The organism is Mycoplasma sp. HS2188 (assembly GCF_025209835.1).
Classification (GTDB): Bacteria; Bacillota_I; Bacilli_A; order Mycoplasmatales; family Metamycoplasmataceae; genus Mycoplasmopsis.
This window is the reverse complement of the sequence record NZ_JAOAOI010000008.1, coordinates 1-26,099: the sequence shown is the minus strand read 5'-3', so window position 1 is coordinate 26,099 and position 26,099 is coordinate 1. Positions and strand designations below refer to the sequence as shown.

16 protein-coding genes are annotated in these 26,099 nt (G+C 30.4%); 7 read left to right on the top strand and 9 right to left on the bottom strand.

The features are described from left to right. Positions 1 to 8: 8 nt before the first annotated feature. From N1F73_RS02880 to N1F73_RS02865, 4 genes are all read right to left on the bottom strand, one after another. Positions 9 to 1,175, bottom strand: coding sequence for an MAG3720 family protein (locus tag N1F73_RS02880; protein ID WP_260360033.1), 1,167 nt, complete (start codon positions 1,173 to 1,175; stop codon positions 9 to 11). Between the two features lie 18 nt (positions 1,176 to 1,193). Next, positions 1,194 to 2,099, bottom strand: a complete 906-nt coding sequence (gene rsmH / locus N1F73_RS02875; protein ID WP_259290449.1) for a 16S rRNA (cytosine(1402)-N(4))-methyltransferase RsmH — start codon at positions 2,097 to 2,099, stop codon at positions 1,194 to 1,196. After that, positions 2,086 to 2,529: a division/cell wall cluster transcriptional repressor MraZ gene (gene mraZ, locus N1F73_RS02870; RefSeq protein WP_260360032.1), complete on the bottom strand. Its 444-nt coding sequence runs from the start codon at positions 2,527 to 2,529 to the stop codon at positions 2,086 to 2,088. The genes rsmH and mraZ overlap by 14 nt, the downstream gene beginning before the upstream one ends. A gap of 180 nt (positions 2,530 to 2,709) precedes the next feature. Further along, positions 2,710 to 3,384, bottom strand: coding sequence for a TrkA family potassium uptake protein (locus tag N1F73_RS02865; protein WP_259290451.1), 675 nt, complete (start codon positions 3,382 to 3,384; stop codon positions 2,710 to 2,712). Positions 3,385 to 3,452: 68 nt separating this feature from the next. Between N1F73_RS02865 and N1F73_RS02860 the strand changes: the two genes are divergently transcribed. Both N1F73_RS02860 and N1F73_RS02855 read left to right on the top strand, forming a co-directional pair. Then, a complete protein-coding gene (locus N1F73_RS02860) occupies positions 3,453 to 5,015 on the top strand; it encodes a potassium transporter TrkG (protein ID WP_311733631.1) in 1,563 nt (520 codons plus the stop codon). Then, entirely contained in the window at positions 5,008 to 5,439 is a 432-nt protein-coding gene (locus N1F73_RS02855; protein ID WP_260360031.1) for an MAG0130/MAG3770 family membrane protein, read from the top strand. Before N1F73_RS02860 ends, N1F73_RS02855 begins: the two co-directional genes overlap by 8 nt. 121 nt (positions 5,440 to 5,560) lie before the next feature. On the opposite strand, the gene N1F73_RS02850 is transcribed toward N1F73_RS02855, so the two are convergent. Further along, a complete protein-coding gene (locus tag N1F73_RS02850) occupies positions 5,561 to 6,007 on the bottom strand; it encodes a hypothetical protein (protein WP_259290453.1) in 447 nt (148 codons plus the stop codon). Between the two features lie 786 nt (positions 6,008 to 6,793). Between N1F73_RS02850 and N1F73_RS02845 the strand changes: the two genes are divergently transcribed. From N1F73_RS02845 to N1F73_RS02825, 5 genes are all read left to right on the top strand, one after another. Next, positions 6,794 to 7,930: a hypothetical protein gene (locus N1F73_RS02845; protein WP_259290454.1), complete on the top strand. Its 1,137-nt coding sequence runs from the start codon at positions 6,794 to 6,796 to the stop codon at positions 7,928 to 7,930. Between the two features lie 87 nt (positions 7,931 to 8,017). Then, positions 8,018 to 8,863: an MAGa7180 family putative nuclease gene (locus N1F73_RS02840; RefSeq protein ID WP_260360030.1), complete on the top strand. Its 846-nt coding sequence runs from the start codon at positions 8,018 to 8,020 to the stop codon at positions 8,861 to 8,863. Beyond that, on the top strand, positions 8,832 to 11,228 hold the full coding sequence (locus N1F73_RS02835; protein ID WP_260360029.1) for a DUF2779 domain-containing protein: 2,397 nt from the start codon (positions 8,832 to 8,834) through the stop codon (positions 11,226 to 11,228). Before N1F73_RS02840 ends, N1F73_RS02835 begins: the two co-directional genes overlap by 32 nt. A 2-nt stretch (positions 11,229 to 11,230) precedes the next feature. Continuing rightward, the gene (locus tag N1F73_RS02830) at positions 11,231 to 11,689 is read left to right on the top strand and encodes an L-threonylcarbamoyladenylate synthase (RefSeq protein ID WP_260360028.1); all 459 of its coding nucleotides are present in this window, start codon (positions 11,231 to 11,233) and stop codon (positions 11,687 to 11,689) included. 50 nt (positions 11,690 to 11,739) lie between these two features. Continuing rightward, positions 11,740 to 13,971: a S41 family peptidase gene (locus tag N1F73_RS02825; protein ID WP_260360027.1), complete on the top strand. Its 2,232-nt coding sequence runs from the start codon at positions 11,740 to 11,742 to the stop codon at positions 13,969 to 13,971. 51 nt (positions 13,972 to 14,022) lie between these two features. On the opposite strand, the gene rpsR is transcribed toward N1F73_RS02825, so the two are convergent. The 4 genes from rpsR to N1F73_RS02805 all read right to left on the bottom strand — a co-directional run bounded on the left by rpsR (position 14,023) and on the right by N1F73_RS02805 (position 26,071). Next, a complete protein-coding gene (gene rpsR / locus N1F73_RS02820) occupies positions 14,023 to 14,298 on the bottom strand; it encodes a 30S ribosomal protein S18 (RefSeq protein WP_259290459.1) in 276 nt (91 codons plus the stop codon). 14 nt (positions 14,299 to 14,312) lie between these two features. Then, complete coding sequence (locus N1F73_RS02815; RefSeq protein ID WP_260360026.1) at positions 14,313 to 14,816, bottom strand: single-stranded DNA-binding protein; 504 nt, start codon at positions 14,814 to 14,816, stop codon at positions 14,313 to 14,315. Between the two features lie 12 nt (positions 14,817 to 14,828). After that, the gene (gene rpsF / locus N1F73_RS02810; RefSeq protein ID WP_259290461.1) at positions 14,829 to 15,224 is read right to left on the bottom strand and encodes a 30S ribosomal protein S6; all 396 of its coding nucleotides are present in this window, start codon (positions 15,222 to 15,224) and stop codon (positions 14,829 to 14,831) included. A 296-nt stretch (positions 15,225 to 15,520) separates the two neighbouring features. Continuing rightward, a complete protein-coding gene (locus N1F73_RS02805) occupies positions 15,521 to 26,071 on the bottom strand; it encodes a hypothetical protein (RefSeq protein WP_260360025.1) in 10,551 nt (3,516 codons plus the stop codon). Between the last annotated feature and the right edge of the window lie 28 nt (positions 26,072 to 26,099).

The following is a 26,099-nucleotide window of genomic DNA, read 5'->3' as shown; positions in this document are numbered from 1 at the left end:
ATCCTCCCTTATAATTTATGGTTAGTATTTTTATTGAAAAAAGCAAAAATTTTACTGAAAAAGTTGTAATTTTTCGTTTGTTCTTTTTCATATACATTTTGAGTTTGGGCTAAATCTAATTGTTGCGAATCATTAACCAAGGTTATAACTCCTAGATCAATATCATCAATATTGTGTCTTTGTGCCTCTTCATCATTGAATAGGGTTAAATTATTGAATTTGGCTTGCTCAAAAATGTTTTTGATAATTTTCGAACAATTACCTCTTAAAATAATTTGTTTGTTTTTGTCTATTCGTTTGATGTCAATAATTTTTTTTGCGATTAGACTAAAAGCTTTAGAGATAATTTTATATGTCTTTAAATTATCCGAACTTAAATTCGTATTTTTCATTAAATGATAATTAACAATATTCGCTTTTATGTACGCATTAATATTTTTTTTGTTTAGATAATTATTACCGCAGTGATGAATCAATGTATCGTAAATTGCTTCTCATGGGTTTATTTCACAATTAGCTTCTGCTAAATAGGAATTTTCATACTCAATAACATTCATCTTAGCATCAATAGATGAGTCAATAATCATTGCATCATTTTCAATGTTTTGTGTTTTAATTAAACATTCCAAGTCAATGAATTTTTGAAATACATTTATCTGGTTTTTGTGTAATAATTCAATAATTTTATTGTATAAATCTAAATTTTTATCTACACAATATCTCTTGTAATTAACGGTTATTTTCACACCTGTTTTACCAAGGGGAAAAGAAGTATATTCCTTAATATTTTGTCCTGTATCAACAATATAAGATGTCGGGATAATTTTGAAAAAAGAAAGGTCTTTTAATTGCAACACATTGTTTTTAATGTGCTCTTGAGCTGTTGAATCAATTATTGATTTTTGGTCAAAATTCAATTCATAGCTTTCGTTTTTTACACAAATATTTAGCAAATTATTTGTAAAAATTATTGATCATTTTAAAGGTGATTTTTTAATTGACTTGTTCTTTTTTATAAAAATTAGTAGATTTTTCAATATTTGGTCAATATCTTGACTGTTATTGTATGCATTTAAGGTTTTATGGATGGGGTTAAAATTTTCTCCATCACTTTTTATAATACTAATACCAACATTTTCTGTTGAAATTTTTATGTTTATTAAATATTGATGCATTTTAACCCCCCCTTTTTTTTATTTTAATTTTGTCAATACTCTCAGTTTAGCACTTCGAGAACGATTGTTTTCACTTAACTCATCGCTTGAAGGTTCATAGATTTTAACTTTATATTTTTTTTCTTCAGCAATGGGCATTTTGACTGGTAATTTAGATTTGATTAAATTACCAAAAAACTTTTTAACAATTCTATCTTCTATTGAATGAAAGGAAATGATGGCTAGATGAGAATTTGGTTTTAACAAGTTAATGCTTTTTTCTAACATGATACGCAATGATTCAAGCTCATTATTCACTTCGATGCGAATCGCTTGAAAAACTGCTTTACAAGGATTTTTTTCCTTGACAACAATTGCCGGCAAGGAGTTTCTGATAACATTAGCAAATTCTAATGTGGTATTGATTGGACGTTGTGCAACGATGGCCTTAGCAACTCGCGGAGCAAGCCTTACATCAGCGTTATCGTTTAAAATACGTACCAATTGTTTTTCATCATAGTTATTGATAATGTAATGAGCATCAAGTTCTTGTGAACGATTCATTCGCATATCTAGAGGCGCATTTTTGTTATAACTAAATCCTCTTTCGCCATTGTCTATTTGTGGTGAAGAAATTCCCAAGTCTGCAATAATCCCATCTACTTTGTCGATTCCAAGTTTTGCTAATTCTTCAGTAATATTTTGGAAGTCCGAATGAATTAAACTGAAATTATGACTAATTTTACTCAAACGTTCACGACTTTTTTGTATCGCAAAATCGTCTTTGTCAAAACTAATCAAACGACCAGTAGTTAGTTTTTGCAAAATCGAACTAGAATGACCGCCCATCCCTAATGTTAAGTCGACATAGATGCCATCAGGTTTAATTTCTAATGCCTCTATCGATTCTTTCAACAGGACAGAATAGTGATTATCTTTTGTCATTATTCTCTCCTTTCATTAATGATTCAGCAGCCATTTGTAATTTCTCATCGCTAATAGATGCCTCGTAATCTTGATATTGTTCAAGTGATCATAATTCAACTAAATCACCTGTCCCTATAAAAACTACTTCCTTTTGGATAGCAGATTTTTCAAGTGCTAGTTTTGGTATGACAAAACGTGCTTGCGAATCTAATTCGATTTCGTAGGTGTGACCTAAAAATCAACGTTTAACAATTTTCGCATTGCGATTGAACATACTGGTAGATGTTAAACTTTGTTCAAGTTTTTCGTACTGTTGTTCGTTACGAATCTCGATGACATTTTCCATGCCGATTGTCAAATAAAATTTCGAACCTAAAGCGTCACGTAATTTTGCTGGCAATGCAACACGGTTTTTAACATCGATTGTACGTTCGTATTGTCCATACATACACTTCCCTCCACTATCCTCCACTATTTTACATTAATTATTGACCGCTTTCAATAATTTAATTTATTATTAAGTATCCAATATCTTCTGAAAAAATAAAAAAATGCATTTCCAGGTAAATTAATTACCAAAAATGCATTTTTTAAAATATGAAATTTTTCACAAAAAAGTAAGAAATTTTTAGTCCTTTTCGTTCATTAAACCAAAGACATGAGTAACATCATTTACTTTACCTAAAAAAGTAATTAAGTCGTCTTTTTGTAAAACACTAAATCCTGATGGCAGTATGGTCTGTGTTCCGCGTTTAATTAAGACAACACTAACTCCTTTTTCGACAAATTTACACTCTTTTAAAGTTTTGTTAATGTATTTAGATGAACTTAAATTTGTTGTCCCCATAACAAAACCATCTCCTAATTCTTGTAAATCCTTAGAATATTTAGCAAAGTTAGGGTTTGCCGCTAATAAAGCAGTTCTCACACCAGCTTCTTGTTCAGGTTTAATTATCACTTTGACACCTATTTGTTGTAAAACATTAGCATGACGCTCTGAATGAGCACGCGCAATAATATTGGTGATTTTCGATTCAATTAAAGCGGCCACAATTTCAATATTGTCATTTGTGGCAACAACAACTATGTCCATGTCTTCGACGCCAAGCGCTTTTAATGATTTTGTGTCTGCTGCGTCAGCTACAATTAAATTATTGACCGAATCGCGAAATGGCTTTAAATTAGTTTCATCTTTATCTACTACTAATAAAGATACTTTCATTGTTAATAATTGTTTAATTACAGCACTACCGAAACGTCCTGCCCCGATTACGCATATATTTTGGTTTTGTCACTTACTCATAATTCTCCTAAATGATATATGTCATTATACTATCAAATTATTATTAATACTATAATTTTAACAGGAAAATGTATTACAATATGGACATGAAAAAGCCTAATCTTGCAAGTCGCTGACGAAATTCTAAATTTAGAACTAACTTTAGAAATTTTATCTATTGGTTGCGTCGCATCAGCCATTTAAGAATTATTTTTCTAACTTATTTAATAATTATCGTAGTTTCGAGCCTTGTACTCTATAGTCCTATTTCCCATAATAGTGATCAAAATATAACTTATATGGATGCAATATTCACAACTGCGTCAGCATTTAGTGATACCGGTTTGGTTACTAAAGCAAGTTGGAATACCTGGAATGCTTTTGGCCAAGCAGTAATTGCATTTTTAATTTTATCCGGTGGCATTGGCATATTTGCTCTAAAAATATTTTTCTTTAGTTTGATTTTTCCGCGAGCCAAAAAATCAATTAGTGAAATGGGCTTAGTAGCCCAGGAACGTGGTGGCGATAATTTTGGTCAAAATAAAAAAATCATCTTTCATTCAGTTGCTACTTTATTAATTGTTACTTTAATTGCTGGTTTTGGTCTAAGTTTTTATTTTTATCTAGCTAAACCTTCAGGCGCTGGCAATGTTGATTTTTATGGGAAATATCTTTCGCCGCAATATAATTGAAATTTAGCTTTTAGATATGGTTTTTTTCATACTATTTCAGCTTTAAATAATGCTGGCTTTGACATTATCGGCGACAATTCATTAATGGCTTATTACCACAATATTGATTTACAAGTTATGTTTGTAATCTTGTTCGTCATTGGTGGTTTAGGATTTCCGGTAATTTATGACTTTTTAAATTTCATAAAATTAAAAATCAAATACAGCAAACAAAACCGAAGATACAATTTTAAATTAATCACTAAATTGAGTGTGACAACATACGTTATTACAACTTTTATTGGTTTTTTTGCCTTATTAACTTTTGAATTATTGTCTAAAAAAGCCAACAATGTTAATTTTTGAAACATGACTCAATACGGCAATAAAGCGGAAAAAGTTTGACAAATGTTCTTTTTATCACTTTCTACCAGATCAGCTGGTTTTAGTACTATAAATTTAGCACAACTTTCAACAGGCAGCATCATTGTGCTTTCAATATTGATGTTTATTGGTGCTGGACCTGTTTCAACCGGTGGGGGTATTCGAACAACTACGATTGCGATTTTGATAATGTCTATGATTTCAAAAATTTTAGGTCGTCCTTCGGTGCGTTCATTCAAACGTCGCATTGATGATTCTACCGTTAAAATGAGTTCAATTGTGTTCTCAATTTCTGTATTCTTAGTTATTAGTTTCTCACTCATTTGTGCCACAAGTTTAAGCGATTATGGTGGTCAATTAGATTCAAATAATTTCAATTTTGCTCATATGTTGTTTGAAGTTTCTTCGGCCTTCGGTACTAGTGGTTTAACTGTTGGTGTGACATCAGGTTTAAACATTTTTTCAAAAATATTCATTATCCTAATTATGTTTATCGGACAATTCGGTATCAGCAGTACAGTTCTTGTTTGGGGTAATAATAAACGCAATTATGCCTACAAATATGACTATATTCACGAGGAGGTGATGATTGGATAAATTAATTCAGTTCCAAAAACTAAATATTCCTCAGTCAAAGATAGACATTTTTATTAAACGCGCAAATAATAAGTTTTGGAATATTTTTTGAGTAATTTGTGCAATATTACTCGTAATTGCCTTTGTTTTATTATTCGCACTTAAATCACTAATTCAAACAAATATATTGATTATTTCTTTGAGTGTATTGGCTGTTATGTTATTGTTCAATTCATTAGTTTTAAATTACATTCGTACTTGTTTATTATTTAAAAAAATTACTCAGCCAATAAAGAAAATTTGACCAAAACTAAAACCAAATCTTTTTTCTTTGCAATGAGACTTATGGTGAGGCATAAGTTTTCATAATCTCTTATATCGTCGAGCAAAAATAACTAAACCAGAACGAAAAAAAATTACTGAATTTTTTCAACAAATTCAGTAATTTTTTAAAACGAAATCTAAGTGAGCACAATATGCTATTAACTATTGTGAAATATTAATTTTTTTCAATAGAAACATTGAGAAAATTTTGTTATTCTCGACCAAAAAATAAATCTAATTTATTAGTGTGTTTTGACACGAAATAAATCTTCATTGACTATGTATAAAACAAAATAAATTAACACAAAAATCATTAAGCTAGGTCATAAGAACAAAGTTGCATGATTGAATTTTGGCGTATACGATGTATAGTGTCCATTAACTAGGAATAAAATAAGGGTTAATACAGAGAGAATTATTCCTATTGAAACTGTAATAACTACTGCTTTATGTTTATTTGCCACAATTATTTCACAGATAAATCAAAGAGATATAAATATTAAAATCGGTGGTATTATCTCACTTGCTCAACTAAAGCCTTCTATAAACGGATTTTTATTAAACGCAATCGGCTGATTATCTAAAAATGATATTATTATTGATCTTATCATTCCGATTGCGATTGTAAATGTTAAAACTATTAAATTAATAGTCATTTTGCTAGTATCTTTTAATTTTTTAAAAACCATGTTAATTTTTCTTTCCTAATATTCAAGATATTACTGCAGTGTCTAGTATTGTTCAACTGATAATTATTGCTATAAACAATATTAAAAAAACAGTAAAGAGTATTTGATATTTATTCATATTAGTACCTTTCTTAGTTATTTAGATCAATTTTATTGACCGATCTCGTGTAAATTTGCCAATTTTGATATTTGAAATCATATTGACACGTTCAATTGTTTAGTACTGATTTTTACTTAAATTTATATTGTCGTAATTATTACTCTCGGCAAATTATCACCGCAAAAGCACCTATTTAAAGTTAAAGAATTTATAATTTGTTGTTTACTGTGCTTAATTTGCTGTATGTAGAAATGATTACTGAACTTTTTAGTCGAGATATTGCATATTATTTTCCTTCCTTTATGATAATTTTATTCCCGTTGAATAATTTAGGATTAAATGGAACATTTTTTTTGTGAAAATATGGAAATAATTCATATTCAAATAAGCAAAAAATATCTCGCTGTAAACTATGACAAAAAATATTTAAGTTTTTTTCATTGATTAAACATTCAATTTTGCTTATTTTTTTTATTTTTATGCGGTTTTAATCAATATAATTACACGTAGAATCAATCTGAAAATTTTAAAAAGCTAATAAAGGGAAGTTTCGCCTGAGTGCTAATCCTTAATAAATTTTTAAATGATTCATAATTTTGGAATTTTTGCATTAAATTAAATTTATTTATATATAATTAAATTAAAATTTATTGAAAATTTTGTAATACTTATAGATAGGGGAAAATATGGCGACCAAAAAAACACCAATAACCAAATATTACTTAGCGGAAAAATTCAATAGTCAAAGAGAAATGTCTTTTAACCTAAAAAAACAAGGAAATAAAAGACGTCAAAACTTCGAAACCTTCGAACAAGCTTTAAATGAATTTATTGAAAAATCTTTAGCTTCAAACACTGAAACAAAAGTATGATTCCACAGAGATGGAGCATTTAGAGGTACCGCTACCGTTGATCAATGTCGTGTCATTTTAAAACGTGTTAAAGAAGAAAATATTCAAGATAAAGAAGTAATCGAATTTATTAACCGTGAAAATCTTGTTGATGCATCACCTGCAAAAAATACAACACCAATTGAAGACTTATCACAAACACAACAAATTGAACTAGCAAGAGTGAGCGAAGAAGAATTTGTTGATTTAGTGGAACAAGCTAGTGTTTATGCAGAAGTTGATAAAGATTCAAATGCTTTAACATTAGGTAAACACAACATTAAAACAGATTCTGATTTAAATTTAGTTATTGAACAAATTAACGTTGTAAGCAAAGACAAAGCATATGTTTTATATCATTTTTCAAAAGATTCATTTAGATCTAAAACAGTTGATGGCATTTTCGATTTTTCTAACTTTGACTATATGAGTGATAAATTCGAAATTCAAGAAAATCTTGACAACATTTACACAGAAGAAGAATTTGTTCAAGATATTAAAAATGCAAAATTATATCTTGACGTTGAACAAAAAATTCACCCAATTGAATTACGTTGTGAATTAGTTAAAACAGACGCTGATTTCAATATTATTGTTACTGCAATCAATATAACCTCAGATAAACACGCTTTTGTTGAGTATAAATTAGAAAAAGACGAGTATGTTTCTTCAAAATTAGTTCAATTCTTTGACTTCCAATACGATAAAGAAGATAGCAAAAAACTTTACCCGGCAATGTCATACATCAACGGTGAAGTTGAAGAAGAACCAAAAATGAATGAAATTTCAATGGTTGAATCTACTAGTGAACAAAAAACATACCCATATAAAAATTCAAATGGTTTAGCGTGATTTTTCGTAGCAGTTCTAATCTTAGTAATTATTTGATGTTTAGTACTACTTGGTTTATTTATTAACTATCACTTAAAATAATATAAGCATCCTAAATTAGGATGTTTTTTTTCTTCTTTTTTTCTGAAAAAACTATATATTTTATAATATAAAATATTAAGGAGAAAAATGAGAAAATACAACGGACAAGAATATGAATTAGACACAACAGAACAAGTTGTGAGATTAAAAAAAGAATATCACGAAACTTTATTGAGAAATAAACCCGGATCATTTGCAGGGTTCAAAAAGTTTGGTGGTTCATCAATTGGTAATATTTTTGAAACAGATGCATTCAAGGGACAATTCTTAGCGTTTTTACATATGGCGAGATTATCAATGCCAATTTTTAAAAAGAAATATGTAAGGGCCGGTGAAGCTGTTGAACCCAAAGTGTTTGAAGCATTAAAAACTAAGTTCCCTAATTTAGACATTCAGCACATTATTGCCTCAGAAGTAGGATATGATTATTTTAAAGGTCACCATGATATTTTAGGTGGTGTGCCTGATGGTTTGATCCCTTCTAAAAAAATAGTATTAGAAATGAAAGCGGTCCAAGCTAAAAAACAAGAAGTTTGGGAACAAAATAATAATATGAATGTTCCTTTAGATTACCGGGCACAAGCGGAACTATATGCCTATTTATTAGGATATAAAGCATATTCAATTATTGCAGTTTTTCTCGAAGAACAAGATTATGCTGACCCAGAAAATATTGACATTTATCAAAGAAATATTGGTCAATATAACTTTAAAATCGATCCGTTAAGAGCACAAAAATCAGTAGATGAAATTGTTAAATTTTGAACTGATTATTCGCGCATTGGCGTTAGCCCTCGCTACGATGTGCGTCGTGATAGTAAAGTATTGCAATATTTAAGTTGTCACAATGAACAAGAATGGGAACAATTATTTAACCAATGAAAAAAAGAAGGAGATATTGATGAAGATATTCAATTTAAAGACGTTAGATAGTGAATTTAAAAAAGATTTAAAAATTATCAATTTTGCTAAATTTAAAACCGCTTACACTTCGCAGCCATGATTTATTTGAGCTCCAAGAAATAGCGCCAATGAGCTAGAAAATATACCGCGCGTGGATGCTAATGGTTTTGAACTTTATGTTCAAAATGAGATTAAGGACCAAAACATAAACACACAAAATAAACACAATTTTGACTCATTTGATAATTTTGTTTACGATAGTGAGGATGATGATGATAGCGCATTAATATCACTGGTGAGCGAAAAAGAAAGAGAGATTTTTTTATCAAATGAATGAAATTACAAGCTTGAAAATTCAGCCAATATTTTTGTCAAGGCGCGTCGTAAAGCTTTAGACTTTTTCGTTAGTCAATTCAGCGATGATTTACAAAATTTAGATGATTTTTATTTTAGTCGTACATTATTTTCTAACGAAAATATTGAGCAAATAAACGAAGAATGAAATAAATTCATTTCTTCAAAACGTCGTTTTATTATTGACCCAAGTTTTGTCTACTTTGTCCAAGACAATGACAATAATTTTGCTGTTAAAGCTAACGCAATGGCTTATGACGCTAAAACTAAAACCTTATATTTTGAAAAATTCAAAAGTAGCACCGAGTTAATTGACTACTTAAAAAGTTTTTATGTCTATAATGTTGCACAAAAAATGGGAATTGAAATTCATGACATTCAGTATTTAATTTATAGTCCTGAGGCACAAGATTACAAAAAAGGCGAAATCCCATTTAGATTTGTAGATGGTATTTACGGAAGCAATACTCCAGCAGGTGTTTTGAGAATCACTACGCGGAAAATAAAAGATGCCGAAGAATTAAAAATTAGAGGCTTAATTAACACCGGAATTGCGACTTCATTAGGTTTTTATTTTGATGAAGAACAAAATATTAGATACACAGGTAAAATTATTGAAGCTATAAAAAATAACCTTATTTTCAATAATCCAACCAAAGCCAAAGTTAAAGATTTTATTGACAATAGGACTGAAATCGAACTGAAAAAATCTAATAAATCTTTAGCAAACTTTGATGACAAAATTGCCCTAATCGTTCAAGCATACAACTCTAATTTGCCAATTTATTCATCGTTAGATAAAGAATATGGTTGAACATACCAATTTACAGATGATTATAGTGGTGATTTTGGCAAAAATCCTGATTTAAACCGAATTAAAGAACTCATTTTAGGAGAACGTTATAAATACTCATCAGGTATTAACGGAACTGGTAAACCACTAAAATCGCTCGACGCCGATTATATTAATTTACATCGCCAAATAGTTGATAATTTTTATGAAGCTCCCAACTATTTCACACTAAATTCATTGAATTTAATCAGTAAATTAATGGTCAAAGACGCTAGAATTGTTTGATACGATTATGAAGGATTAAGTTCTATAATCACAATTTTTGATGGCCTTAAATCATGAAGCCAAATTCCACACCAAGTTTCAGTGATTGTTAGTCAAAATGGTAAAACCATATTCGAAAAAGACACACTAAAAGATCCTAAAAGTGTTAACTTAATCGATCTAGTGGATGTGATTAAAGATGTGTACCAAGATAAGGCTGATATATATGTTGTCTTTAACAAAGGATATGAAAATTCCCGTAATTTAGAAATAAGAGATATGGTCGAACTTAGATATAAAAATAACGATATTGAATTTATATCATTAATGCAACAAAGAGGCTTTAGTTCATTTTTAGAATTTGAATCAGTTATTTTGCATATAGTTGATAACACCTTTGATTTATTAGACTTTTTCACCAAAGTCACACCTAAAACTGACGACATAATTTTTGCTTCTAATTTTGTAAAATATAACAACTTCCACAATTTAAGCGACCAATCGCTAAGTCTTGATTTTAAAAATTTCAAAGGAAGCATCCAAGACTATACTAAATTATCAAACGCAATCACAGATAAAGCATTTAATGGCAAAATTAAATCAACTCGTATCATGGAATTATTGGGCTATACTAGCATTAAAAAAATTGAAAAAATTATCACTAAAACAAAATCATATTTTAATTACCGCACTCAAATCAAGGAATATGCTACCCTTGAGGTTAAAAACGGTTCAGCCGCACTAGAAATTGCAATTAATCGTAATAATGGCAACACTAGTGATTTACAATGAGCTCATATTGCAGAAAAACTAAAAGAATACTGCCACAATGATGTTGTAGCTATGATTGCAGTATATGAATTTATTTTAGCTTTTATCGCTGATGTTTTCCCTGATATTTACCAATATGAATACCAATTGCAAGCTAACCAAACCTTAAGCGTTGATTTCGAAAACAAAAAATTAATCACAGTAGAAGAGTAATTATGGATAAATACAAAGATATTTTTATCGCTACTACCGACACAGTTTGCGGTATTGGCGGCCCCATAAACAATAAGACATTAGAATTAATCTACGAATTAAAACAGCGTCCCTTGAATAAAAAAATAATGATATTAGTAGGCTCAATTGAACAAGCTAGAGCATTTAGTGAGTGGAATTCAAAAGCAGATAATTTAGCACAAAAATATTGACCAGGTAGTGTTAGTTTAATAGTCAATGGTCAAGGTTTCAGAATGCCTAATCAACCGAAATTAAATGAGTTTTTGATGCAAAATGGTCCAATGTATGTCACTAGCGCCAACATTTCAGGACAAACTCCTATTGATATCGCTCAAGCTAACAATGTTTTCCCGCAGATTACACATGTCTATAATTTTGGTCAACCAAATGGTAAAGCTAGTGCCATATACAACGTTGACACAGATGAATGAATAAGATAAACTCTGTTTATTTTATTTTTTTATTTTTGTTTAATCTTTAAAATATATTTATGAAACATAAATTTAAAACCCTAATACTTATACCAACAATCGTTACGACACTAGGCGGAGTTGTTGCCTGCGTTAAAGATAGCAAAGACAAAGCAGATAACACCAAGCAAGTCCCAAATAGCAACAATCATGATGCAATTGACTCAAATCATAAAGTTAATACAAATGATAAAACTGATGGTAATAATACAATCAATACAGATACAAGTACCAACAAAACTGCTACAAGCGAAAATGACAATTCAGCAGTAAGTGAAAGTGCTCAAAATAATGACAATGCACCAGCAAATGAACAAAATAGCAACCAAAAAGCAAACGAGGAAGCAACTCAAGCTCAGCCCGATGATGAGATTAACTCAACAGATGTGGAAAACACCAACCCAAAAACAAATGAGCATACAACTCATCCAAAACCCAATGATGAAAATAGCAGTTCAAAAACAAATGAGGATACAACTCATCCACAACCTAATGATGAAAATAGTTCAACAGATGAAACAAATTCAGGTGTAAATAATGATCAAAATCCTAATGATGAACCAGAGCAACCTAATAATGTGCCAAGTGAACCCAATAATGATCAAGTAAACCAAAATAACCCTGATACAACAAAAGATGAAAAAACAATTGATGTTCTTTCGTACGAAACGAGTGCAAAATTCAATGATTATCAATTTAATTTTGAAACAAATCTAGATGTATACACTCACAAAAATAGTAAAGATATCTATGTTAATTTTTCACAAATAATTCGTCAACTTTCGTTTATTTTTGACGACAATGAAATCAAAAATATTGAGAAAAACAATAACACAATTGCGTTATTGATTAGAAATGAAAATCGATTAAATATTAATGAATTAGATGATTCGGTCGAATTAGATTCTGTTGATGCTTTAAATCTAACGCCAGCTCTTTTAGGTTCATCAACTTCGCACCATTTAAAGCATTCTCGTAAAATTAGACATAATTTTGCTTCGCAACAATTAAGCAAGATTTCCTTCCATAAATACGGAATGGATATTATCGTTGATAATGGTCAAATCTTTATGCCTCTTTCTTTATTTAACTTGTTATTTATGTCAAGTCACTATTATAACTTGTATTACAACGGAAAACGTTTTATAGGTGCAAAAACACAATTTGTGTCAAGCGGCAACAGACAGATGCAACGTTTCTACAATGAAAATCTAAATCATAAACCTTCTGCTGCCGAAAGAGTAAATAACTATAATTTTATGAGTTTATTATTTGATATTTTCTATGGTTTAGCCGACAAAGTCTACCATGAAAATAATGTAAATAATTTTGATGAGTTGGCAATAAAAACAGATCTTAAAGATGAATTATTAAGTACCGATCCGCTCGCTAACAAAAATGCTTACCAAAAACTTTGATATCAATATTTAGATGATCGTCACTCATGGATTTTAACCCGTTCTTATTTTGATGATGATTATTTCACTAATAGTGATGGTAAGCAACTTTCAACCAAGCGTATTGAGTATGCTCAAGCACACCAAGCGGTAACGAATGCTAGACGCGCTAATCAAATAAACAACAGAGGTTATTCCATCAAAGGGGATACAGCTTATATTGTTTTAGATATTTTTGACGATGCTAGAACCAATGATACAGTAGCAACTCGCGCGAATAATGATTCATATTGATATCTTTTTGAAACATTACGCGCTATTAAAAATCAAGATCACAATCACAACATAAAAAAAATAGTGCTTGATTTAGCAACTAACAACGGCGGTTCAACAACCGCAATGCAAAAAGTAGCTGCCTTTTTTGCTAAACGAGAACTTAAACTTTTGAAAAGGGATTTATTAGCCAATAATGTCGATGAATCTGATTTCGTAGTGGATATCAACAACGATGGTTTATATAATTCGCAAGATTATTTAAGTGATTATCAATGATATGTCTTAAGCTCAAATGCCTCATTTAGTGCCGCTAATTTTGTGGCTTTAGTTGCTAAAAATTCACCCAATGTTAAATTAATTGGTCGCAACTCAGGTGGGGGTATGTATTCAATATTTCCTACTATCTTGCCCGACGGAACTAATGTTAATATTTCAGGAACAATTGGTTGAACTAATGTTATCGGCTCTTTCAATACTTTAGACCAAATTCCAAATAGTGAAAACGGCGTTAGCGTTGATCATGTTTTAAGCTATGATGATTTTTACAACCCTAATGCGTTAGATAATTTAAATAACTAAGACAAAAAAATAACATTTCTTGCGAAATGTTATTTTAATTTTATTTTGTTTTTAGTTTTGTGGTGTTGGGTTAGAAACAACACGAACACGTTCTTTTGAGTAAGGCATTAGAGCCATAAATCTTGCTCTTTTAATTGCCATAGCAACTTTTCTTTGGTCTTTAGCAGATAAACCGGTTAAAGCACGTGCTTTAATTTGTCCGGTTGCTGTAACAAATTTACTTAATAAATCTGTGTCTTTGTAATCTACGTAATTAATATTTAAATCAGCGATAAGGCTTCTTCTACGTTTATTGAATGCAGGTTTTTTATTTTTAATTCTAGCCATTTTATTCTCCTTGTCTAGTCTAGATCATCAAATCCCATTTTGTGTTTAGAATCTGACAGATTGTTTGTAGTTTCATTGTTTGGTCTGAATGAGAATAAGTCTTCATTTTCATCTGAACCACTAAATTTTGAAACTGAACTATTTACGTTAGCATTTTTGAATGAATAATTTGCATTTCCATTATTATTGATTCTATTTTCTCTTTGTTGACGCGACTCTAAAGAAGTTATGTAATCAATCGTTACTTCTACGACTCTAACATTTTCTCCAGCAGCGTTTTTGTAAGAACTGGTTGTGATTGACCCATCAACCGAGACAAGCGCTCCTTTTGATAAATATTTAGTCATAAAATCAGCATTACCTCTTCATGCGACTACCGGAATAAAATCAGTAATAGGTTCTGTTGTTGCACTGCGACGTGAAACAGCAATACTTGTGCGAGCATAATTAATTCCGCTTTGAGTTGTGAATGACTTTATGTCATTTGCAATTCTACCAACTAATAATACTTTATTCATTTCGCTCCTTTATTATTCAGTTTCTTTTTTAGGTGTTCTAGGTTTTCTATCTGCATCGAATTTTCTTCTTGGTCTTTCGCTTGGTACATAAGCTTTTTTACCAGCTCAAGTTTTTCTTTCTTTGCCAAAACCTTTTTCGCTATCTAAATTAATCACAAGTTGTCTTCAAATTTCTTTAGAAATATTTGTACGACGTACAAATTCGGCTACTAAAGATGCTTCTCCGTTCAATTGGATTAAAAGATAAATTGCTTGTGTAGAACGTTTAATTGGGTAAGCTAGTTGTGTTTTTTCTAGCTTTTCTGCTTTGATGATGTTTTCTTTACCAAAAACGCTTTCAACTAAATCAAAACCAACTTTTTCGTTTGATTTAGGATCAAGAATCATCATGATTTCATATTTATTCATTTTATCCTCCTTATGGACATCTGGGCCTAAAGGCCAAGGAGTAATTATTTACTCGTGTATATTATATATTAAGATGGTAGATAAACTGTATTAATAGTTGAATTAATATGAATATCTTTCCATATGAGTAGATTTTAGTTTTTACCATTATCAATTTCTAGATAAATAAATTTTAACAATAGTAAATTAAGACAAAAAAATTGACCCGAACCATTACGATTCGGGTCAATTTTTTTGTCTTAGTTTATACTTCGGTTTTAGTTAAATTTATTTAATAATATCAATAATGATAAATGCTATCTTATATGTTCACCTTCATAATTAATATCAGTTCATTGAAAATCACCTATGTTAATCATATTTTTTAACGAGCGATAAATGCTTCTATAGATTAATGAAGTGTACAATCCAAGATCATAATTACCGCCATAAGTATCGGTTTTGTATTCTTTTAATCAGATAACATATTTATCGACTTTCTCACCAATTGCCATATATTCATGAGCATCTTTTAATCTATCATCTATAAGTTTTCTCTCACGTTCCATTTCAAGAAGTAAACGTTTTCTTTCTAAATTCGAAGGATCACTTTCGATTCCTCGTTTAGCGGATTCTATACTAACTGTGTAGTAGCCTCTTATTGTTTGAAGATCGAAAATTAAATTTCTTCCCCCTAAAACTGGTGCTAGTTTAGCTTTATTTCCAACTTTATTTTGGAATAAGTCATTATATTCCTTGCCCCCTTTTTTGTATCCTAATTGTATAGCGGAAACAGTTTTACGTGAGCCTGATCAAGTGTCAGTAGGAGATTTGAAATATCAATTGGAATTTGATTCTAATTTAGATTTTGCTCATTTATCCGCAATTGAGTTCGCAATAAAATCAATTCATTTTTCTCTTAAATCTAGTTTTCCTTGTCCAGTTGTTGATTCATATATTTTTCCGGTTTGTGGGACACTATTATTTAGATATTCCAATAAACGTGCGAATGTTTCTAAAGTTCAATTGTTAGAGAAATTTAAGCGATCGGCATATGCATCTGGATTATACGAATCTCATGAACTACCAAAAGTAGCGAAAGCAGATTTATCGTTACCGTAATTCAAATTAGGTCTTACATTATTTAATACTCCAGAATTATAGTTACTAAACAAATAAGAATCGGCAGGCTTGGTGTTAGCTATGTAATTGTTGTTGATAAATGTAATTTTAGAATTCTCATTATTTGCTCTTTGTCATACATAAGTTTTTTTATTATTTACTTCATTATCAAAGTAGCCATCGAAACTAATAGATTCGACATTGTACGTATAAAGAGCTTTAAGATTTTCAGAACTAAATTTGAATTGAATGTTGCCATCGGGGTCAATTTCTGTATGTACATTATTAATTGTTAAATTGTGCTCTAACGGTTTAGGTTTTATTTTTGAATAGTCTATCTCACTATACGGGTTCGCCGCCTCAGCTAGTTTAATAGCTTCTTTTGTACGGACATATGACCAGTCCTTGTCCATCTCTGCCAAGCCTTTTAGTCTTAGAGAAATACTATTATCTAATAAAGTAATATTTTCTGTTTTAAACCCTGACAAAATAATTTCATTATTATTAGCTGCTTCGATAAGCGCAATTTGATTGTTGTTATTATTTGGTCTATTTGTAGGTAAATTTCTGAATAAAAGCTTTACATTTTCGGCTTTAATGTCACCGTTATTTATAACCTTAAAATCAGATTGCGTTGCATATTGTGTTGTAATTATTTTTTGATTTTCTGCTATTATTGTTGCGTCATTTTCATTATTATTTTCCGCAATCACTACCTTACTTAAATGATAAACGCCATCCTTAATTAGTTTACTTCTTCTAAAAGTAAATTTCAATTGGTCACTTGCATATTGGATAGGCTGAGAAACAATTTTTGTGCCCTTATCATCTGTAGCTACTAAATATATTCATTTATTTATATAATCATCTTTGTATTGATTAAGTTTCAGATGTCCTACAACATCTTTCTTTTTCCATTCAAATGTTTTTCTCATGCCTTTGGTGTAGGTCGGGGTTTCCGTTGGGGCGAATTCTACAACCTCAAATATAGCGTCTATTTTATCTTCAATTAGTTTTAGTTCTTTCGAAGGAACATCTAAACTATCAGACCTTTTAAGTTGATTTAATTCAGATTCGATTTCTGTTTTTTTAGGGTTAAGAGGCGAAATTATCGATGTTTTTTCAAGCACTTTATCGATTTTTGCATCCTTCAAAATTCTTTTTAGATCGTCTAATGATTTGCCACTTCTATTTAACTCATTATTTAATCTAGTTTTTTCATTTCCTTCGCTTAATTCGTTAACAGCGGCTGTGGCCAAGCTATAGGCACTTTGTCAATTTTTAGCTTTAGTTTTAATTGCTTGTAAGTCAGTGATTGTTTTATCAGTGTTTGCTAAAGTTGAACCTACTTTGCCTAATTCTGTTCCTAAAGTAGCTTTATAACCTACGTCATTTACTTTATCAATTTCAGCAGTTGTCAAGTCTAACTCGGTTTTAATTGCCTCGACTTTTTTATCTAAACCATAAGCGGTTGCTGTCGTATCTGCGTCATTGTTGTTTCCTAATTGACTAGTTTGATTTCATTGACTAGTTAAATCATTTTTAATGTTTGTTGCTCTCGCATCTAGATCTTTAACTTTAGTTTCAATTGCGTTCAGTTTAGTTTTTAATGCGATAGCACTTTCGCTTATTCGCTCGATAACCTTAATGTTTTCTGGCGATACATCTCGAACATTGTCCAAGCTGGTTTGTAAAGAAGTTTTTTGATCATTTTGCGAAAGTGCGTCAATGTTTTTTTGTGCTATGGCATTAGCTCTAATAAATTTCATTTGATTTAATATAGAATCGGCATCATTTTTTAAATAATTATTAATTAGGTCGAAACTGATATATGAATTTGATTCTGGATTATCTTCATCTTTAGTTATATTTTCTATCTTTTCCCTATAAACATTTTTTGTAAATCTATCAATGTTATCATCATTTCAAAAATGATCTTTGAAATAGTTTTCAACGTCAATGTAATTATTTTTCAACGTTGGTAAATTTTTGATCAAAAGCTCTATTTTTTCAATATTGTTAGCTTTATCACTATCGCGAAAACTTTTTTGTAAAACATCACGATATTTACTTACATTAATTGTATTGTCACTTCGACCAACAAACGCTTTATTAATTTCGGTATTAAATTCATTAGATTTATTCACTGTATTTAATGCTAATGTTTGTAATTCTAATAATTTATCGCCGATTGTCATATGATCAGTTGCATTTGGAGTAGCATCATAACTTATTTTTGCTTCATTTAATTTTTCATTTAAGTAACCACGAGCATTTGCTGGCATTTTGTTAATTTCTTTTGTCAAATCTTCCAGAATTTTTTTGTTAGCTTCCTTAGCTTCTTTTTCTAATTCTAGAGCTTTTTCAGTAGTTGTATTTGGCCCATCAATTTGATCCAATTTACTTTGTCTACCGTATGTATTGTTTAAATTAGGCAATTTTTCAATTTCTTCTTTAGCACGTTTTTTAGCTTCGGCTTTTTCTCGTTCTAATACATCGTCAACTTTTGTTAAAGCCGCATCTAATTCAGATATTGAACTATTAGCATTGAATGAGTTTCTTAGATGGTCTTTATGGTCATTTGGATTTTGCAAAATATCTTTGACTTGGTTAATTTTTTCGTTTAATTGTTGCAATTTTGTTTCTTTTGCTTTTTGATCTAATGCTTCTTTATAAAGTTTTGCTAACTCATTGTAATTTTGTTTAGATTTATTGGTTTTAATTGAATTAATTTGTTTAGTCAATCTAGTTTTTGTATCACTGGCATTTAATGAATTAATTTTATTTTCAACTAAAGTCATTTTTTGATTTAGTTTCGCAGTAACCTCACTTGTAATATTCGCATACTGACTAGCCGTACTATTTAGATTTTTATTTAAAACTTGCAATTTAGAATTTAAACCAACAGGTGTTTGTCCATCTACGTACTCGTAATCTTTTAATCAAGCTGTATTAGTATCAGTTCCTTGATTATAAAAACTTAAATAAGCAGTTTCTGGATTATTTTGCGTTAAATGTAATTTTTCCACCGCAATCTCAGCTTTTGCTTTTGCTAAATATTTAGCAGCATCACTATTTAATAATACTAATTTTTCTTTAGCAGCTTTATACTCCTCTTTGATTTTTTGACCAATTTCAAGAGCAGTTTTATTACCTGTATTTTTGAAATCATTAATATTTTTTCTTAAAGCATTAACTACTTTATCATATTCAGCTTTGAATAAAGCTTTGGCTTTTTGTTTTACGGCTGCATCACTTTCATTATCGAATTGTTTAGTGGCAGTATCTATAGTAGAATTATAACCATTTACTTCTACAACAGCTTCACTGTTGGTTGTTGCAAGTGAAGATGCAGTAGTTGTTGGCGCACTATATTGTACTAGTGATAAAGCGTTGCTAACTTGATTTTTTAGACTATTAGCATAATCGTCAGTGTTTACTAAATTATGAAATTCTGTAATATCAGTATTCGTTTTTGTAGGAGTTGCAAGAGATTTCAAGTTATTTATTTTTGTAATTAAGTTGTCTAATGCATCTTTTACACTATTTATATTAGAACTTTCAGTATTTAATTTATTTGTACCAGTTTCAAATATATCTTTATTAGTGTTTGCTATATCGTCTAATCCATCTAGACCCGCTTTTACTTCTGCGATATTATCGATTGCTGTTTTAATAGCAGAATATTTATCTTCAGCTAAAGGAGCAGTAATTGCATCATATTTATCTTTAAATTCTTTAGCAGCGGCTGCTTTTTCAATCGCACCTTGTAACCCATTTTGACCAGTATATGCGTCATATGCTGTGTTAATTGCATCAGTTGTTGATGAATCATCGCCTAACACACTGCTTAACTCAGTATTAGCACTTGTTTTCGCACTTTCTAAATATGATTTGATATTAGCGTATTTACGATCACTATAGTTTGTTAGTGCCGTGGTGAATTGTGAATCTTTATTATTTTTATCTTTGATTTTTCCTCTTCTGACTTGCTCTTGGGTTTTTAAGTTTTCAAACGCAGTGTTTAAAGCATTGTAGTCTTTTGTTGCTTGTTCTAAACTTGGTTGTTTACCGACTCCACTAGTTTTATCAGTTTCCTTCTTAACATCATTCAATGTTTTTTTAATGTCGTCGTAACCAGTAGAAAGTTCACTTCCTTCTAAATACTCTTGTACTTGTTTAGCTAATTCAATATATTGTTTATTTTTCTGAGCTTGTTCACTATTTTTTGAGTTAACAAAATTATCTTTAGCTGTGTTAACCGCTTTTGAAGCTTTTTCGTAAGCTTCACGTATTTTATCATTATCATCACCAGCAGCTGATATATCGGTTTTTAATTGTTCTTCAATTTCTGCTATTTTTTGGTTAAAATCAGCTTTTTGACCATCATAACTAGGATCGGTTGTATTTGTCGATTCTGTTTTAGCTGCGGCTAAATCGTTATCGTAATTAGTTTTAGCGGATTCTTTAGCATCTTGTTTGGCTTTATCTATAGCATCAGTAATTTTTGGTGTTTCTTGAATGAAATTATCAGCTGTAGCTTTTGTTGGATCATATGATGAGCCATCTTTACCAACTACTTGGTTAGATGCGTCTAAAGCATCTTGCAATTGTTTTTGAATTTCAGGATATTTGCTTAAAGCATTTTTCAATTCAGTTAATTTATCAACTTCTGTTTCGTATTTAGCTTTTTCTTTTTCGTTTTTTGCTTTTTCAAAGTCGTCATTTGCTGTTTTTAACGCTCTTGTAGCTTTTTCGTACGCTTGACGTTGTTTATCTAAATCTTCACCAGCAGCTTCTAAATCTTCTTTCAATTGATCGTCAATTGAAGTTATAGTATCTCTTAATGTTGCTTTTGCTTCTGGATATGATTCATTTTCAACATCTGTAGCTAGACCATCTAATTCAGCTTTTTCAGCTTCGTAAGTTTTTTTGGCAGCATCACTTGTTGATTTTTTAGCTTCAGTTAATGCTTTTTCTAATTCTGGTAATTGCGCATTGAAATTAGGAGCAGTTTGTTTAGCTTTATCAGCTTCAGGATATCAATTTGTAACACCTTGTGAATCTGGTCTTGCATCAGTATCTCTACCAACAGCTTTATCACTATTTTTTAAAGTATCTAACAACGCTTGTTTAGCATCAGGATAATCATCTAAAGTATTAGCAAAATTATTGATCTCATTAACTTTGTTATCGTATTCAGCTTTTTTGGCAGCATCAATTGCTGCTTTATCACTTGCAAATTTTTCTTTTGCAGTAGCTAATTCACTAATTGCTTTTTCGTACGCTTTACGTTTAGCATTTTTATCTGGATTGTCATCAGTATCAACACCATCTAAAACACCTTGTATACGATCAACTTCTTTTTTGTAGGCATCACTAGCACTTTGGTAGGCAGGATCGGTGCTTGTTATTTCGCTCTCTGCACTCTGTTTATCAGTGTTAAATTGATTTTTAGCTGCTTTTAAAGACTCATCTAATGCATTTTTGTATGCTCGATCTAAATTATCGTATGCATCGTTAATTGTTTCGTATGGATTTTGATTATTAGTTCCATTTGAATTATTATCATTTTTTGCTTGTGCTAAAGCTTGCTTAATTGTGGCATATTGAGCTTTGTCGCCTAAATTATCATTATTTAGTAATTCGGTAACTTTTTCTTCTAATTTATTGTATACAGCAACTGCAGCATTTTGAATTACTTCTTTTAATTTAGCAGTTTCGCCTTTGTAATCACTCGGTTCAATTTGATTACTATTTTGTTCTTGACTAATTACAGTTTGCGAACTTGTTTTTTGAGTATTTAATGGATCAACTTGATTTGCTTCAGCGTATTCAGGTTTAGTAACCAATTGATCAATTAAAGCAATTTGTTCATCATATTCTTCTTTAGCAGCATCAATTAATGCTTTTTGTTTTTTCGCCTCGCTAAATGATACTTCTAGTTGTTTTTTAGCTTCATTAGCAGCAGTTGCTTTTGGATAAGGATCATTGGTTGCAGAACCAATTTTACTTTGTGCTTCTTCTACTTCTTCTAAAGTAGTTCTAATTTTGTTATATTCGGGACTTGATACAGGAATATCGTTTTTTAAATACTTTTTAACTTGTTCTTTAAGAACGTCATAAGCCTCAACGGCTTCTTTGTCTTTATCAGCAATTGGGAATTGCTCATTTGCGTAAGTAATATCGGTATCAATAGAATTTGCTGCATCGTTATAAGCTTTCGGTGTAGATTGATCATTAATTGAACCAGTAATAGAAGTTTTATCTTTTTCCAGTTTATCTTTAATGTATTTTCTACTTGGATGATCTGAACTTTCGGTAATTTCGTCTAATTTAGCTAATTTATCATTATAAGCTTGTTTTGCCTCTTCGGTTTCTTCAGCCTTTTTGGTTTGAATTTGATCGTGAACTTGATCTAATTTTGCAATATAGTCTTTGTAAGCTTGAATTTTATTTTTTTTGTAATCAGGCGAATTTTGATCAGCATCTAATTGAGCAATTTTTTGAGTTAATTCATCATTAACTCTTTTAATTTCTGCTTGAGCTCATTTTTGAGTTTCTGGATATTCGTCTAAACCATTTGCTTCATTGTCAAGTTCACTTTTCTTAGCATCGTAATCAGCTTTTGCTTTTGCCATTTCAGCTTGATCGATAGCTTTTTGTAATTCATCATATTGTGTTTCGGCTTGTGTTATTTTTTCACCTAATTCAGTAATTTTTTCTTTACTATCATTATGAACTTTATTTGGTAAATCTTGTTGTAATTCAGCAATTTTATCACGTAAGGTTTGGTTAATTTCTTCATAACGTTGATTATTTTGAAGATCATTATTTTTAATGAATTCAGTAGCTTTTTCACTTAATTTGGTGAATCTATCGTTAGCTTGGTCAATTACTGAATCAATTACAAAATCAGCTTGGTCTTTGTATGTTTGTGCGTCAACTGTTTCGTTGTCTTGCGCATCTGTAATAGTTTGAGCTGCTTCAGTTTTCGCTTGGTCTAAATCGGCTTGCTGATCTTTATATTTTGCATCAGCTTTTAACTCGTCTAATTTTTCAACAGCTTTGTCATAAAGGTCTTTTGCATCATTAATTTCATTTACTTTGTCATCAACCGAATCGGTGAAGTTTTTTAGAATTTCACTTTGCCGATCTAGTGTTTCGATTGAAACACCTTCATATGGATTTGGCTGAGCATCGGTTTTAACTGTTTGTTTAGATTGATCAATTAAATCGTTTATTTGTTTGTTTAAACCTTTAAGTTGAGGATTGGTATCTACATTTAATTCTTTTTGTTTTTCTTCTAGTTTTTCAACCGCTTGACGGTGTTTTTCTTGAGCAGATTTAAGAGCTATTTGTGTTTTTAAATCTGTTAAAGCATTTTCAGCATCGCTGTAAGCTTTTTTAACGTTTGCAACATAATTTTCGTCACGAGTGTTAGATAAACCACTTAAAGTAGTTGCTAAAGTTTGACCGATTTTTGCAATTTCATTATCGTATCAAACTTTGGTTTCAGGCAACGAATCATCAATAGTAGCTTTGTTACCTAATTTAGTTTCGTAAGCCTTTTTAGCTTCGTTTATTTCGTTAGCTTTTGCTACTGCTTGTTTTAAGGCAGTAATTTTATTTTCATAAGCAGTTGGAGTTAAAACATCAGCAGCAGCAACTGTTGAAGTTAGATTATCTTCGATAGCATCTTTAATTAGATTGTGTGCTTGAGCATTGGTCAATGAATTTTGATCATTATTTCGGGTATATAAATCGTTATTAAGTTTTTTGGCTTTTGCAATTTCGGCTTCTAAATTATCAAAAGCTTCTTTAGCTAAATTCGCTTTTTGTTTGAATTGAGCAAGTGATTGTTGTAATTCATTAACTTGATTAACTTTAGGATCAGCATCTGCATAAGTTTCGGCGTCATCAACATTAACAACATCTGCTTGATCTTTAGTAGGCTGCATTTCAGCAATAATTTTCTTACGTAAAGCATCATATTTATTATCTGAAGCTGTGTCGCCTTCTGGTTTTTTAAATATATCAGCAATGCTGTTAAATTCAGTATCGAAATCTTTTTTAGCTTTTGCTAATCTAGCATCATTAGATGCTTGAATAATTTTTTTAGTTGAAGTTTCTACACTTTTAACATCTACTGTTTCTAAATCCAATTTTGAAATAGGCAATCATTTATCATCTTCTTCATCTTTAATTTTATTTAAATTTGCTTTAATATCATTATATTTAGGATCAGTTCAATCTTCTATATAGCCCGGAATAATATTTTTACTATTATGTTCATAATTTTCTAGAGCTTCTTTAACTTCATCGATTTTAGCAATACGTTTTCTCGCCTCTGATAGAGCTTTATCCAAAATGCCCTTAGCTTTTTTATATGCTTTTTCGTAAGCATCTTCTTGATCTAAAGCTGTATATGATTCTTCATTAACATCACTTATTATTTTGTCGGCTTTTTTAATTTCGTCTTCTAGGTATTTCTTAACAGCATTTTTCTCATCACGAGCTGCTTCAACTTTTTCTTTATCAATGTCGTTTTTAATTAACTTATCAATTTCGCTTTTACCAGGGTCATTGTATAAATTAATTGCTTTATCTACAGCGTTTTGTTTTGTTGAAACGCTATCTTTAACTTCATCTAGTTTTGTGGTTGCTGCTTTAATTTGTTCTTCACTTGCGGCTGCAAAACCATCATCAAAATCAACATTTTCTTTTTCAGAATTAATGCTTTGGTCAATATTGTGAATTAAATTTGAGTAAGCGTCACTATTAGGCGCTGCGCTTAAAGTATCTTTAACTTCATTTAATTCTTTAACTTTTTTATTGAAATCATCAATTGCTTTATTTTTAGCTACATTTTCTTTAGCTAATTCTAATGCGGCTTTGGCGTTATTGTAAGCTTTGACTAATTTAGCAGGATCTAAATTTGCCTCTTTAATGGCAGCTGCTAAATCATCTTTGGCTTTTTGAACTTGTGCCTCATATTTTGCTTTAGCACCATCATAACCAACAAAATCACTATCAGTTAAAACAGTAGCTAATTCATTATTGTAGTTTTCATTAGCTTGTTTAACTTTTTGTGCTTCAAGCTTTTGTTTGTCTAATTCGTTAATGATATTTGTGTAATTTTGTGGATTTAACACATTTTTGTCACTTATTTGTGGGTCAATATCATCAGAGTTTAGAGTTGAGTTATTGTATTTATCAACAGCATTTTGTAAAATTTGTTTTGCTTCTGGATAATTTGCGTATTCAGTATTCTTAGCATTGTTTAGTTCATTGATTTTACTGTCAACTTCATTGTGTTTTGCAATAGCTTCTTCAACTTTTTGCGCATAATTATCAGTTGTTAGTTGCTCAGCTTTTTGACCAATAAAATCAGTATCGTTTGAATTTTCAACATCATCTTTTAAAGGTTTCATCAACTCTTTAATTGCATCCTTAATGTCGCTATATTTATCATTTGATGCTAAGTCAACGATTTCGTTATATTTATTGGCAAATTCTTTTTGTTTGTTAGCCAAGTCATTAGCAGCTTTTAATTGGTTATAAAATTCTTCAATTTTTGCTAATTCGTTTGATTTAGCGACTTTATCGCTTAAATCTGTTTCAGTATTTTGCAAATGAGAAGTAACAGAATCAAAATCTTTTACAGGAGAGTTGATAATTTTGTTTGTTTCGCTTTTTAAAGCGTCAAAACGATCTTTGGCCCCTTTAATCAAAATTGCTTGCATTGCAGCTGCTGCATTGTTGTATTTTTCT